Origin of the sequence: Brevibacterium sp. HMSC07C04 (assembly GCF_001815905.1) — a bacterium.
Lineage (GTDB): Bacteria > Actinomycetota > Actinomycetes > Actinomycetales > Brevibacteriaceae > Brevibacterium.
In genome coordinates, this window is record NZ_KV823282.1 from 1 (window position 1) to 13,438 (window position 13,438).

The window sequence follows — 13,438 nt, forward strand, 5'->3', positions numbered from 1 at the left end:
GGATGCCGCTGCCCGGTGGAACTGCTTCAGTCCTGGTAACCGAGGAAGTCGCCGTCGGCGCGGCGCAACCCACCGGCACGGTGCTGGCCAACGTGACGCTCTAGTGCCGGCTGCCTCCCTTGGCGCGCTTCAGGCCATTCGCGTTCTAAAAACCACAAAGCCCCGACCCAAAGTGGATGAGACGCGGTGGCAGGCCTAGCGTTAGTCCTATGACGTTGCCAAAGTTCGGTCCCGCTTGGGCCGGCGCTTTAATGGGAACCTCGATTGCGTCGAGTTTGACTGGGTTACATGGATTTCATGTAGCCCAGCTCGTGTTTGCGCTCATCGCGGCGGGCCTCCTCGTTGTGTTCACGGTCGGCGTGCGCAATGAGCCACCGCGGCACCAGAACATGGCGGCGTGGGGCATGTACGCGATGGGGCTGCTCGCGTGCGGCTCGGCGTGGACGGCACTCACGGGCAACGATGCGTTCCAGCTGGTCAGCTGGTGGATCGGCGCGCCACTGGCCATCATCGTGTGCTTGTGGCAACTCTGGGGTTTGTGGAAGCAGTCCGCGCACTACACCGAGCCAGCGTTCCCGTGGGGCTTGGCGCTCGTGTCCCCGATGGTCGCCGCGACATCCGCCGAGCAGCTCGCTACCCATCACGGCGAGTTTTATCACTACGCGGGTGAGCTGTGCTTCTTCCTCACGTTCTTCACCGCGATCCCACTCTTCCTCTACTGCTACTGGACCGGCACGCGCCCGCGTGGCGCCGCCGCGGGTACAGCGTGGATACCCCTCGGTGTTGTCGGCCAGTCGACGGCAGCATCGACATTGCTTTTCGACGCTCACCTTTACGGCCTCATCATGTTCACCCTGGGCGTACCGTGCGTCCTCTACGCCATGTACTGCTTCTACGAGGCTGTCCTCCATTGGGGTGTCTGCGCGGTGCGCTTTGGCTCCTGGGAACTAAGCCAATCTGGCGCTAGATGAACTAGTTAGCCGCGCTTCTCCGATGCCGTCGTCGTGGTGGTCCACGACGAGCTGGATCTGGATCCCGGGGAACTCCCCGTCCGGCACGCCCAAGACTCGGCGTAGCGGCCGCCCTTCGCCAGCAATTCATCGTGCGTGCCCCGTTCTGCGACCGTCCCTTCCTCCGAAAGCACGACGATGAGGTCGGCATCGCGGATGGTGTGCAGGCGATGGGCGACGACGATCACAGTGTGATCGCCGCGCAACGCCTCAATCGTGCCGACGATCGCCCGCTCAGTGGCCGCATCCAGCGAGGACGTCGGCTCGTCGAGAAGCACCACCGGGGAATCCTTCAGAAGCGCCCGGGCGATGGCGAGGCGCTGCCGCTCACCTCCCGACAGCAGCGTCCCCTCCTCCCCCACCGGGGTATCCCACCCGGAAGGCAGCAGCTCCACGATGCGGTCCACCCCGGAACGCCGGGCGGCCTCGCGCAAGCGGTCCCCGTCACCGGGCCTGGAACCGAATCCGGGGTCGGCGAAGACCACGTTGTCCCGCACGGACGCGTCGAAAAGAAACGTCTCCTGGAACACCGGGGTCACCAGCGAGTTCACGCCGTCGGTGCCGATCCGAGGCAAGGGCACCCCGCCGATGAGGATCTCCCCCGAGTCCGGATCATGAAACCGCGACAGCAGCCGCATGACCGTCGTCTTGCCCGCCCCCGAAGGTCCCACTATGGCAACCAGCGCTCCCTGAGGTGCACGGAAGCTGACGTCGTCGAGGACCTTCTTCTCCCCGTACCCGAAGCTCACGCCGCGGAACTCCACGTCATGCCCGTCGGGCAGCTCCGGTGCGGCAGGTTCGGGAAGGGCGGGGATTGCCCGCAGGTCACGCAACGCAGCTAACGTGTTGCGGCCCGCACCGAAACCGCCGGACAACGCTCCCGCCGTGGTGATCGGTCCGGTGAACTGGACGAGCACGATGAGTATCGACGCCAAATGCGTCGGCGCCATCCCACCCGTCGCGGCGACTGCCACGGCGACGATCACCGCCGCCGTGAACACCGCATGGACGACCGAACCCAACCGTCCGATGGCCGCCCCCTGCGTCGATGTCGCCTTCGCGAACGCATCGTGTTGGGCCTGGATAGCCTCATCCACCATCGCGTCCGCCGCCGAACCGTCGCCCGCGGCGCGAATCGCCTGCTGGCCGCGGGTGAACTCGATCAGCCTGCTGGAGACGGCAGCGACGGCCTCAGCATGCGCTTCGTCCGACTCCCCGCCGACCCGGCCAATGGCCCGGTAGGCGAAGAAGAGCACCGGCGCTGACGCGACAAGAACCAAACCGACGCGCCAATCCACCGCCAGAATTCCGAAGGCGATGACGGTCGGCGTAACCACCGCGGCGATGACGGGCCGCAGGATCACGTGCGGCACGGACGCCGCGAACGCGATACCCGACGACGCCATCTCCGAAAAGCGGCCGGCCGTGGACTTGGTGACGTACCCGAGTGGCAACGTCAGCACGCGTTCGCCCAGGGAATGCAGCAGGGACGACAGCACCGCTGCGGAATTCGCCCTGCCGACTGTCCCCGCGGCGAGGGACAGCACCGCATGGGCGGCCGCGAGGCCGGCTATGACGCCGGTGAAACGCCACGCCGTCGCATCATCTCCCTCGGCCAGAGCCGACAGCAGCGGCAGCAGCGCGACGAACGCCGCTCCCTGGGCCAGCGCGGCAAGCGTGGCCAACGCAATGAGCCACACCAGCGTCATTCTCGAGCGCCGATCCGTCATCGACCACAAGTCTCGAATCATCGGTTTCCCGCCTTTTCATCGTCTGATTCAGTACCCCGCGGGGCGGATGGTTCGTCGTCGAGCGCGAAGGCGCGCCACAAATCCCGGTAGCGGCCACCGCGCGCAAGCAACTCGTCGTGGGTACCCGCCTCCGCGACCGCTCCCCCATCGAGAACGAGGATGCGGTCGGCGTTGCGGATCGTGCTCAACCTGTGCGCGATCACAATCACCGTCCGCGAACGGGCCAAACGCTCGATTGCGGACTGGATGAGGGCCTCGGAAGCCGGATCCGCGTAAGCGGTTGCCTCGTCGAAGATGAGCACCGGCGCGTCCGTGACGATCGACCTCGCGATGGCTACGCGCTGCGCCTCACCACCGGAAAAGGTCACGTCGACGTTGACCACCGAATCCAGGCGCTTCGGCAGCGCCGCGATGACCGCATCGAGGTTCGCGAGCTTCGCGGCCGCCATGATTTCGTCGTCGGTGGCGTCTCTCCTGGCCAGCCGGATGTTCTCCCGCAACGGCAGCGTGAACAACTGCGGATCTTGGAACACCACCGACACCGAGCGGTGCACGTCGCGCACGGCGATGTCGCGAAGATCGACGCCGCCCAGTAGCACCGAGCCTTCAACGGGGTCGTGGAAACGCGCCAACAGCCGGGCGACGGTGGACTTTCCGGAACCGGAGGACCCCACCAGCGCAGTGAGGGTCCCTGGTTCGAACGTCGCGGACATCCCGTCGAGGACCCGCGGCCCATCGCCGTAGGAGAAGACCAGGTTCCGGACCTCGAGCGCGCCTCTGCGCGCGGGCACCGGCTCGGCGGGCTCGGCGATCGGCGGCGTGCTCAGCACCTCCGCGATGGATTTCAGGGCAGCGATCCCCGCGATGATGGGTTCGGAGTTCATGGCCACCCGCACGATCGCCGCGGAGAGTCCAAGGCTGAGAACCAGCCCGGCGACGAGACCCTCCGGTATGCCGCCCGCGGCGTCCCTCAGTGCGAGGCCGGCCCCGCACACCACCGCAAGGACTGTGGTCGGGGACGTCACCACGTCGATGAGCCCGAGATAGATGTTCGACTGCCGGGACCAGGCGGACCACGCGCGGACGAACGACAACGCCGCGGCATCGTAGCGACCCGCGCCCTGGTTGGCGCGTCCGAAGGACTTCATCACCGGGATACCGCGCACCAACTCGATGACCGCGGCCGTCACTTTTTCGGAGGCTCGCTCGTAGTCGCGCTGAAGACCGGCTCCGCGCGAAATCATCACGCCCATCAGGGCGAAGGTGACCAGCACCGGGACGACCGCCACCGCCGCGATCCGCCAATCCACCGCGACGAGCGCGATGAGGGAAAGCAGGGGAACCAGCACCGCCACCACGGTCTCACCGACGGTGTGGCCCATGAGCTGGTGGACAGCCGCGACGTCCTTCTCAACCGACTCGATGATTCCCGACGAGCGCCGGGCGTCCAGCCAGCCCAGCGGTAACTTCCGGATTTGGGCGACCAGCCGGCGCCGGAGGTGGAGCTGCAGGTCGTTATCCGCCCGGTGCGAGAGCATGCCGGCGGCGCCGTCCGCGGCCATGCGCACCGTTGCGGCGACGACGATGACAGCCACGGCCAACCACGTCCGATGCTCCGGGGCCTCCGGGTACGTCATCGCGATGTCGATGATGCCGACCAGCGAAGCGACGGTAGCCACCGACGACAGGACGGATAACGCGACCACCGCACGCATCCGGGTCCGAATCGGGGCGAGCAGCGACCACGGGCCTACGGTCCCGTCCACGGCGCTCACTTGCCCGCCTCCCCGATCGCGCTTTTCTTCGTGAGAGTGCAGAAGTACACCATGCCGGCGTGTGAGGCTCCGCCCAGCTTCAGCCCGTTGGCTTCGGCGAGGTCCTCGACCTCGCTGCCCCGGAACACCCGGTGGCCCATCTTCGCAACGACGGCCATGTCCACATGCTCGTTCACGTCGGGATCCTCGACGAACGTCTGCACGTAAGCGATGCCTCCATCGGCGAGCAGCCCGGCGACCCTGCCGAGCGCGGCTCCCGCATCCTTCATTTGGTGGAGCGCGCCACACACCCAGATTTCACAGGCCCCGCCGGGCTCTCCCGCGAGCGGCGTGAGGATGTCGGCAACGTGGAATTCCGTCCGGGCCCCAAGCCCGTCGGCGGCGGCGCGTTCGCGGGCGATGCGGATCGCATTGGGCGACAGGTCGTAGCCGACGATGTTCGCCCTGCGATAGCGAGACTCAGCGGCGAGCGTGCGGGCGAGCCACCCGGTTCCGCAACCGAGGTCGAGGACCCGGGCCGGCGCATCCGGCCCGGGATCCAGCGCACGGAGCTTCCGGTACACGGCGGCGTCCATCGGTTCGCGCGCATAGCGGCTGAGGAACCTCGGCTGGACCTTGTCCTCGTAGGCCGCGAGGAGCCTGCGGTTGTTCTGGACGATCTGGGCAATCGACTTCATCTGGTTCTGTCTCCGGGTGTGTGGGCCGCATCCACGCGGCGGTTTCGGGTTAGATGCTCGGATTCGCGGGCCGTCATGCAGACTCCCCCGGCCTCGTTTTCACGGCGATGCCCCACGCCGCGAGCACAGCGATGCCTAAGAACCAGGCCGCGCAGACCACCAGACCCGCAGCCCCGGTGCCGTTGACGGCCTCGCCGGCCGCGGATACGGGGGTGTGCCCGGCGATTCCGCGCAGGAGGGGACGGAAGTGGTCGGCGGGCATGAGCACCGTGTTGACGAACATCGCAACGATGATTAACGGGATGAGGGCCACGGAACCCTGGGGGCTGGTGATGGAGAACGCGATGTACGTGCCGGTGCATGCGGCCGCCGCGGCAACCATCGCGCCGGTCACCGCGATCCTCCACCACCAGGACACCTCCGGTGGGCCGTCGGAAAGCAAGGCGGCCACCGCCGCGACGACGGCCATCATCGCCATGATCCGGATGAACTCGGCAATGATCCGTGCGGCCGGCACGGCCGCGTACGGCGCCGGCATGGTGATCAACCGCTCGTGGAAGCCATTGCTGCGTTCAACGAACACGGTGGATGATCCCGTGATGGCCAGGATGAACGCCCACGCCGTCACGACCAGGATGACCGCGTTCCGGAGTTCGAACTCTCCGGTGAGCTGCCTGACCAGGCCACCGAACATGCGGTTGACGATGAACAGGTACACGAGCGGAGCAATGAACGTCATGAACCAGAAGTCGGGGCGCCGCAGCCAAATGTGGGCGATGCGCCGCAGATGCACGAAGATGGCGCCAATCATGATTCGCTCCTCGAGGTGAACCGGCGGATGAACAGGACGATTCCGGCGACCGCCGCGACACCGAGCCACAGGGCGGCCTCTTCCCCGGCGCGATCCGGGAAGGCGTCCGGGGACGCCGCCCTAATCACCTCGATCACCGGCGAAAAAGGCATGTGGCGCACGACGTCGCGAAGGGAGCCGTCCAAAGCGGTCGCCGGAATGAACGCGGTGGAGAACATGAGCAGCAGCATTTCCAGCGCCTGGATCGATGAGGCCGTCGACACCGGGGTGGGCACCATCAGGATCACCCCGTCCGTGACCAGGGACAGGACCGCCGCGGCGAGCAGCGACCACAGGACAGTCCACGCGACGTCACCGACAGCCATGTCGAGGCCGCAGGCCCACGCGACGACCAGCAGCGTCGCGATCGACGCGGACATCCGCAGCACATCGGTGACGAGCCTGCCGGCGACATAGCCGCCTGTGGCCCCGGGCAACACGCGCACGCGGTCAACGAGCCCGGATTCGACGTCCTGTCCCACCGCCATCGCCGACGCCGCGGCGGTGAACATCGCCGCCTGGAACAGGCAGCCGCCGAGCACGAAACGCAGGTACCCGAAGCCGGATTGCTCCGCCGAGTACCCGAACACCGCGTACAGGCACAGCAGGAAGAGGGGCGGAACCACGAACATGGAGATCAGCGACGCGGTGTTGCGTCGCAACAGCAGCAGATCCCGACGGAGAAACGCCGCGACCGACGTCGCACTCATCGCGCCGCACCCCCTGCGTTCATCGATATGAACACCTCGTTGAGGGTGGGCGGCGACACGCTCAGCGAATCCGGCAACGCTTCCGAGGCCTCCATCGCCTGCGCCACCGCCTCGAGGACCCGCGGTCCGGGGTCGACGTCGAGGGACACCGACTTCCCCGCGACGCGGGCGCCGTCCAGGCACGTTCCCCCGAGGCAGCGGGCGAACGCCTCCGCCTCGGCGGCGGTGGCGAAGGACACGCGGAGCACGTGCGACCCGAAGGCGCGGCGCAATTCCTCCGGCGTTCCGCTGGCGACGATGCGGCGATCCTTGAGCAGATGGACGTGGTCTGCCAGCGCCTCCGCCTCTTCCAGGTACTGGGTGGTCAGCACCAGGGTCATTCCGTCGTCCCGCAGTTGCCGGATGAAGCCCCACAGCTCTTCGCGGCTGACCGGGTCCAGCCCCGTCGTGGGTTCGTCGAGGAACAGCAGCCTGGGCACGACGCACAGCGACGCGGCGATGTCGAGGCGGCGCCGCATGCCACCCGAATAGGCCGACGCCAGCGTCGAGGCACTGTCTGCGAGCGAGAATTGCGCGAGCAGTTCCGTCGCGCGGGCGGCCGCGGCGGCGCGGTCGAGTCCGCGCAGCCGCCCGAAGAACTCCAGGTTCTCCCGGCCGGTGAGGTTCTCGTCGATCGCCGCGAATTGGCCGGTGGTGGCAATGTCAGCGCGCACGCCCGCCGGGTCCTCTTTCACGTCGCGCGAGAAGATGCTCACCTCGCCGGAGTCGGCGGTGATGAGCGTCGACAGGATTCGGATGAGGGTGGTCTTGCCTGCACCGTTGTGGCCGAGGAATGACACGATCGCCCCGGTGGGCACGGTGAAACTCACGCCGTCGAGCACATGCTTGCGCATCCGGGCACCGCGCTTTCCCTTGCGCCCGCCGTCCGGCGGGGCACCTGCCCCGCCTTCGGGCGGGGTGCCCGCTTTGCCCGCAATCGGGTAGCTCTTCGTGAGGTCGCGGACGACGATCGCCGCACCTCGTTCAGCTTGATCCGTCATCGTTTCCCCTTTTCTTTGGTATCGCAGTGGGCCGCTGTCGGCAGCGGCCCCGTGGTCGGGTTGTCATGTGGCACCTCGATATGGATGCCCGCATCGCGGGCGAAGGCGAGGACCGGTTCGAGGAGCCGGGGGTGGCCGACGAGATCCCGGCACCCCGGCGCGACCGGCTTCCCCGCGACCGCCACAACGGTGGCGGCAGCAATCGCCGCGGTCATTTTGTAGGAACCCGGGCCGGTCGCCCGGACGACGGTCGTCTCGGCCGCCGGCCCCGCATCGCCCGCGCCGGCGGAGGACAGTGCGACGACCAGCTCGGCGGGTTGCGGAGTGCCCTTCGCCCGCGCCTTCCGCGATGTCACGGCCGCCCCGAGACGGGCGAGCAGACCGGAGACAACGGGCATCGAGTACAGTCTCGACGTGCGGATTTTCTCCACCGACTCATCGGGGAGGGCATCGAAGGCGACGTGTTAGGAATATCCACGGATCGAGGGGCACACCTCGCGTACGACGTCGATGTCCGGGCATTCGTAGCTGATTCCGCTTTGCGACGACACCGGGTTGCGCCGCACCTCGACGATGGTGCCGCCGAGCATCGTGCGGTATCCGCCGCGGATAGTCCGGAACATCGACTCGACCGACGCGGCCCCGGATTCCTGGTCGGCGCCAATTCGCAGATCGACCCGCACATCGCGGACCTCTTCGGCCCCCGCAGCGCGGGCCCCGAGCATCAACAGGGCCGTCGACAAGCCCGGGCACAGGCCGAACCCGGTGAGCACGGGAACCCCCTCCCGCCGAGCATCCCCGTCGAGGGCCATGATCGCGCGGCGGGCGTCGATCGAATCGTTGACGTCGATGTACCCGGTGCCTGAGTCGATGCAAGCACGGGCGAGTGAGTCTGCATGCACCTCGAACGGGCCGGTGCAGTTGACCACCCAATCGTGTTTGCGGAAGACCCTGCAGATCTCGTTGTGGCCGGCGGCGATCCTCAGCGGGAAGTGCCGCCCCGGGCCATCGTCCGGTTTCTGCCGGGAAGTGTAGGCCAGCTCAATCCCATCGACGACGCCGAGCATCCCCCGGACGAGCCGTCCGGTGACGCCGGTACCTCCGGCCACCAGCACTTTCACGGGTTCGCCCGCGTCGCGGTCCCGTGCTTCCCCGCCGTTTCGTCGGTCAGTCATGTTCCATTTCGTTTCCCCGGTCCCGCGACCGGTCGATTCCTTCGGACGACGGGTCCGCTGCCCTGTCGTCCGTTTCCGGCGCCTGGCGCCGGCGTTCGATGTACTCCCCGATGAGGGCCCCGGTCAGCGCGGCATCCTCTCCGAGGACGAACGAATAGTGGTTTCCCGCGACGCCGGCGACGCAGAGGTCATCGACGAGGTGGTCCCGCCACTGGTCGTGGTTGTGAGCCTCGCCGTCATCGGGGAAAACGAACAACGCCTCCCTCACCCGACCCTCGGGCCGGTACCGGGTGCGGGCATCGATGAGCGAGCGCAGCGAGTTGAACTCCGTCGCCGTCACCCGGTCGCCGGAAAGCCCAAGGTCCTCCAGGAGCGTCGGTGCGACTGCTGCGGCCAGGGCACGCAGACGGGCCCCCCGTTCCCCGTCGGTCTCATCGACCCCGCCGAACTCCGCCCAGAGGCGGGCAACCGGCGTTCCGTGCGGGAGATCGGCGATCGAGGGCGCCACCCGGGACAGCAGCCCCTTTTCGGATTCCGCGCCGAAATCCCCGACGTCGACCGCGATCCCCGGAGCCAGGCTGTCGAGAAACACCAGCGCGGGATCAAGATCGGCCCCCTTTTTCGTCTCATCGGCCTTGTCCCGAAGCACGTCGCTGATGGTCCGGATCGTGTTCATTGGTACCTCTTTCGGTTGTCGGCGCCATGCCGGTGCCGGGCGGACCGGGCCCGCATGGCGTGACCCGGAGGATGTGTCTGAAGGGTTGAAAGGGTGAAGCAACTGGGTGGGGCGCGTCTCCGCACAAGCTCGGAAACGCTCGCGGGCCCGGGACCCGCCGGTTCCGGGCGTCCGTCAAGTCACTGCGGACACCAGGGCGGCGACGAAGGCCGCGGCGGACGCTGCGGCCGCGAATCCGTCACGCACTCGCCAGGGGTGATCGGTGCGGAAGGTGCGCCGCGGATGGCGGCCGAAGTTGCGCATCGCCAGGGTCAAGGACAGCTTTTCGGCGCAGCGCACGGCGCTGACGAACAAGGGAAAGGCGATGCGCGCGGGCGTCGTCGCGCGAATGAAGCCGGAGCGGAAAGACTGCCCCGGTCGCATCGAGCGCAATCTAATCGCCCATGTCAGATGGGGGATTTCGCTGCGCAGGAACGCCGCGATGCTCATCCCGGAAATCGCTATGGTGCACCATGTGTAGGGCACCCGGAAGCGTTGCACCATGGCGTCGAAAAGCTCCTCGACGCGCATGCACGCGGAGACCAGGACCGTCCCCGCGAACACGGCCGTCAGCAGCAGTCCGTGATGGATGCCGTGGCGGACGGCCTCCGCCGGATCCCCACCGCCGTAGAACTCGGAGCGCCACCCGAGCAGGCCGAAGAACACCCCGATCAACAGGACGAGGAGGACCTTCCCCGCCGTCGCCCGAACGTCGCGCTCCGCGATTGCAGCGAGTGCGAGGAACGCGACCCCCGTCAGCGCGAGAACGGCGTCTCCGCCGGAGAGCAGCCCGGCGACGAGGACGAGCATCACCGCCGCGACGATCGTGATGGCGTTCAACCCCGCGCGCCTCCGAGCGGCGGATTCACCGGTCCAGGGGCTTTCGTCCCCGGACGTCCGTGCGCCGGCCGCGGGCAGTGCGCGATCCCGCCGGGACGACTCCGGGGCAGCCGGCACGTCGGCCGCGGGACCGGACCAGGCGACCTTCCCTTCGGCGACGATGCTCGCCCGATCCGCCCACGTTCGCGCGACACGGCGATCGTGGCACGTGAACACAACGGTTCCGCCGGCCCCGGCGTATTCCGCCAGCGCATCCAGCACGATGCGCGCGCTCGGCGAATCCAGGTGCGCCAACGGCTCGTCGAGAAGCAGCAAACGGCGATTGGCCGCCACCGCCAGGAAGATGCCCAACCGTCTTTTCTGTCCGCCCGACAGGACGAACGGCGAGACGGGGTCAAGTGCCCGGGGGAACAGGGCTTCCCGCAGTTTCCGCAGCTCATCGGTGCCGAGTGGCCCGTGCGGGTCCGTGCCGGCCAGCGCGGAGTCGATTTCCGCGGCGACGGTCGCGCGGGTGAACTGGTGCTCGGGGTTCTGGAACGCCCACGACGCGAAGGCGTCGGGGACGCGCCAGGCGGACGCGCCGTCGATCCGGAGGTCCGCTCCCGCCTTCATCTGGCCCGACAGCACCGCCAGCAAGGTGGACTTACCGGCTCCGTTGGCGCCGACTAGGGCATGAATCTCGCCCCGTTCCAGTGTCAGATCGGCCCCGTTCAGGATCTTCTCCCCGCCTCGGGCCACGTGGGTTCCGGTCAAGGCCAGCAGTGGAACGGCATCCGCCTCCGATTCCGGATCGGTGCCATTCCCGGCCCTCCGGGACTTTCGCCGCCGGTCCGGACCGGGACGGTCCGGTGCCCCCGTGCCCTGCGTACTGGCGTCCGGCGTTCCGGCGGTCGCGGCCGTCGTCGCAATGCCCTTCACCGCGATGCTATCCGGCGCTCCGTGGGCGGCGACGCTCCCGTCCGCATCGAGGATCGTCACCGTGTCGACCCACCCGTCGAACGGGCGGAGGTCGTGCTCGATGAGCAGGATGACGCGCCCCGGGGCCCGCAAGTCACGGATGGCGGCGAACAGCGACCGGCGACCGTCCTCGTCGACGTGGGCCGCGGGCTCGTCGAAGATCATGACCTCCGGCGCCCTGGCCACCGCACCGGCGATGGCCATCCGCTGGCGTTGCCCGCCCGACAAAGCCCACGGATCCTTCTCTGCGAGCTCTGACAGCCCGAGCTCCGCTAGGGCCTCGGCTGATCGCTTGGCGACGATGCCGGCTTCCACGAGGGAAAACTCGAGGGCCATGGACACGTCATCGACGACTCGGAGCGTGAGCACCTGCGTCGCCGGGTCTTGCCCGACGAAGGTGACCCGGTCCCGGTCCACGGGGCATTCGGTGCCGTCGGCATCGACGATGTGCACGGATCCGGCATGGTCGATGGGGATGTGCGAGGGTATCAGTCCAGCGATGAGGTGGGCCAGGCTCGTCTTTCCGCATCCCACGGGTCCCGTGATGGCGTTGATCGTGCCGAAATCGAAGGAGAGGTCCACCATGTCGGGTGCCCATCGCCCATCGGCGTGCCGCACTCCCGCGCCACTGACCCGCAACCGGGCCGGGGCCGTCCCGCGTGTCGCACCGGCGCACGCGGGCGCTCCGCCGGTCATCGGGTGACCCCGCGGCTGCGGAGCCCCTTTGCGACGGCAAAGCCCAGGACCAAAAACACCAGGCTCGATGCCAAGGCTACGGCGAAGCTGATCAGGGCCATGGGCGTGGTCGGCGAGTCGACGCCGACGGCACGCGGGGCCATCGTTCCCATCAGCGCGGAGAATAACATCGCCGACGCCACGAACTGGGGACGCGTCCACCGCCGGTACAGGGTGACCATGAACGGAAGCTCGATGAGCAATCCTTCCATGATCAGCGCCCCGATCGCGGCGACGCCGAACGGGGTGGTCGCCGCGGACACGACGCCCATGGCAAGGCACGCGATGAGGCTCGCGCCAGGCTTGCGGACGACGATGAGGGGAACGACGCACGGCAGGAACCACAACCCGAGCGTCGCCGCGACGAGATAAACGTGGGCGATGCCGGCGAACACCTGCAGGTAGGTCAGGGGCACGACGATGAGAGACCCCGCGACGCCGATCGCGGCGGCGACGAGCATGTCGCGGGTGGATGGTCGGCCACCCACTGCGACCGGTGCGACGTGTACCAACCGCCCGTCGTCCGTCTGCGACGCCACCGCGTCGCCGTCGCCCGTCCCGTCCGGGCCCGCGTCCCCGACTCCCCCTCCGGAGAGGGGTTCTCTGGTCGATCCACGTTTTCTGTTCATCGTCGCCGCCTCGCTTCCGTTGCCGATTCCCGATCGGGACCATAACTTGAAACAGTATTAGGTTAGGCAATCCTTATCAACTTATGCCAGACTCGAATTATTGACTTTGCCCCCGTTCCCCCCCCCATTTCGTTGTTAGCAGTTCCACCTCAGGGCACCGAAGATTCATAGCCTGTCCACCCGATTGGGCGGGTTATGTTTATTTCCGTTCCCTCCGTCTGAAAGGACAGTAGAACTAGTCGCTGGCTTCGGTATGGCTTATTCCCGCCCCTGTCTGAAAATGATCCGGGGGTGATGCCGCCGAAGACAGTGACATACTCAAACTGCTAATAGGAACCTGACCCAGCCCAGGTGGTATGAGGTCTCACAGTAATGTAGATGCCAGTACTAAGTATGTCCGACCACCCCCAGCGATGAAGCTCAAATAGTCCAACTTCTAATTCATCGCTAGGAGGAACACACCCATGGCCTATGACTTCGTCATTGGCGTGGACGTCGGCAAATACTTCCACCACGCCTGCGTCCTCGATCCCCAAGGCAGACGCGCGTCAAGGTCAGGCCGACGCGATGGGCG

Annotated in this window: 12 protein-coding genes; 1 reads left to right on the forward strand and 11 read right to left on the reverse strand. The window is 67.4% G+C overall.

Annotation, left to right across the window (positions count from 1 at the left end; all coding sequences use genetic code 11):
- Window positions 1-209 precede the first annotated feature (209 nt).
- Window positions 210-971, forward strand: a complete 762-nt coding sequence (locus HMPREF3162_RS10030) for an SLAC1 family transporter (RefSeq protein ID WP_083318985.1) — start codon at window positions 210-212, stop codon at window positions 969-971.
- Between the two features lie 5 nt (window positions 972-976).
- Here HMPREF3162_RS10030 and HMPREF3162_RS10035 read toward each other — a convergent pair whose 3' ends face one another.
- From HMPREF3162_RS10035 to HMPREF3162_RS10080, 11 genes are all read right to left on the reverse strand, one after another.
- The gene (locus HMPREF3162_RS10035; RefSeq protein ID WP_070777729.1) at window positions 977-2,761 is read right to left on the reverse strand and encodes an ABC transporter ATP-binding protein; all 1,785 of its coding nucleotides are present in this window, start codon (window positions 2,759-2,761) and stop codon (window positions 977-979) included.
- Window positions 2,758-4,536, reverse strand: coding sequence for an ABC transporter ATP-binding protein (locus tag HMPREF3162_RS10040; RefSeq protein WP_070777730.1), 1,779 nt, complete (start codon window positions 4,534-4,536; stop codon window positions 2,758-2,760). Before HMPREF3162_RS10040 ends, HMPREF3162_RS10035 begins: the two co-directional genes overlap by 4 nt.
- Entirely contained in the window at window positions 4,533-5,213 is a 681-nt protein-coding gene (locus HMPREF3162_RS10045; RefSeq protein WP_068538777.1) for a class I SAM-dependent methyltransferase, read from the reverse strand. The genes HMPREF3162_RS10040 and HMPREF3162_RS10045 overlap by 4 nt, the downstream gene beginning before the upstream one ends.
- A 73-nt stretch (window positions 5,214-5,286) precedes the next feature.
- On the reverse strand, window positions 5,287-6,024 hold the full coding sequence (locus HMPREF3162_RS10050; RefSeq protein WP_070777731.1) for an ABC transporter permease: 738 nt from the start codon (window positions 6,022-6,024) through the stop codon (window positions 5,287-5,289).
- Complete coding sequence (locus tag HMPREF3162_RS10055) at window positions 6,021-6,773, reverse strand: ABC transporter permease (protein WP_070777732.1); 753 nt, start codon at window positions 6,771-6,773, stop codon at window positions 6,021-6,023. Before HMPREF3162_RS10055 ends, HMPREF3162_RS10050 begins: the two co-directional genes overlap by 4 nt.
- The gene (locus tag HMPREF3162_RS10060; protein WP_034666007.1) at window positions 6,770-7,813 is read right to left on the reverse strand and encodes an ABC transporter ATP-binding protein; all 1,044 of its coding nucleotides are present in this window, start codon (window positions 7,811-7,813) and stop codon (window positions 6,770-6,772) included. Before HMPREF3162_RS10060 ends, HMPREF3162_RS10055 begins: the two co-directional genes overlap by 4 nt.
- Entirely contained in the window at window positions 7,810-8,244 is a 435-nt protein-coding gene (locus HMPREF3162_RS11920; protein WP_218079182.1) for a hypothetical protein, read from the reverse strand. The genes HMPREF3162_RS10060 and HMPREF3162_RS11920 overlap by 4 nt, the downstream gene beginning before the upstream one ends.
- Window positions 8,245-8,277: 33 nt before the next feature.
- A complete protein-coding gene (locus tag HMPREF3162_RS11925) occupies window positions 8,278-8,988 on the reverse strand; it encodes a saccharopine dehydrogenase family protein (protein ID WP_218079183.1) in 711 nt (236 codons plus the stop codon).
- Window positions 8,981-9,664: a hypothetical protein gene (locus tag HMPREF3162_RS10070; RefSeq protein WP_070764469.1), complete on the reverse strand. Its 684-nt coding sequence runs from the start codon at window positions 9,662-9,664 to the stop codon at window positions 8,981-8,983. The genes HMPREF3162_RS11925 and HMPREF3162_RS10070 overlap by 8 nt, the downstream gene beginning before the upstream one ends.
- A 174-nt stretch (window positions 9,665-9,838) precedes the next feature.
- Window positions 9,839-12,085 carry an ATP-binding cassette domain-containing protein gene (locus tag HMPREF3162_RS10075; protein WP_218079184.1) on the reverse strand — a complete coding sequence of 749 codons (2,247 nt, stop codon included), beginning with the start codon at window positions 12,083-12,085 and terminating at the stop codon, window positions 9,839-9,841.
- Window positions 12,086-12,192: 107 nt separating this feature from the next.
- Window positions 12,193-12,696 carry an ECF transporter S component gene (locus HMPREF3162_RS10080; RefSeq protein WP_218079185.1) on the reverse strand — a complete coding sequence of 168 codons (504 nt, stop codon included), beginning with the start codon at window positions 12,694-12,696 and terminating at the stop codon, window positions 12,193-12,195.
- Window positions 12,697-13,438 lie beyond the last annotated feature (742 nt).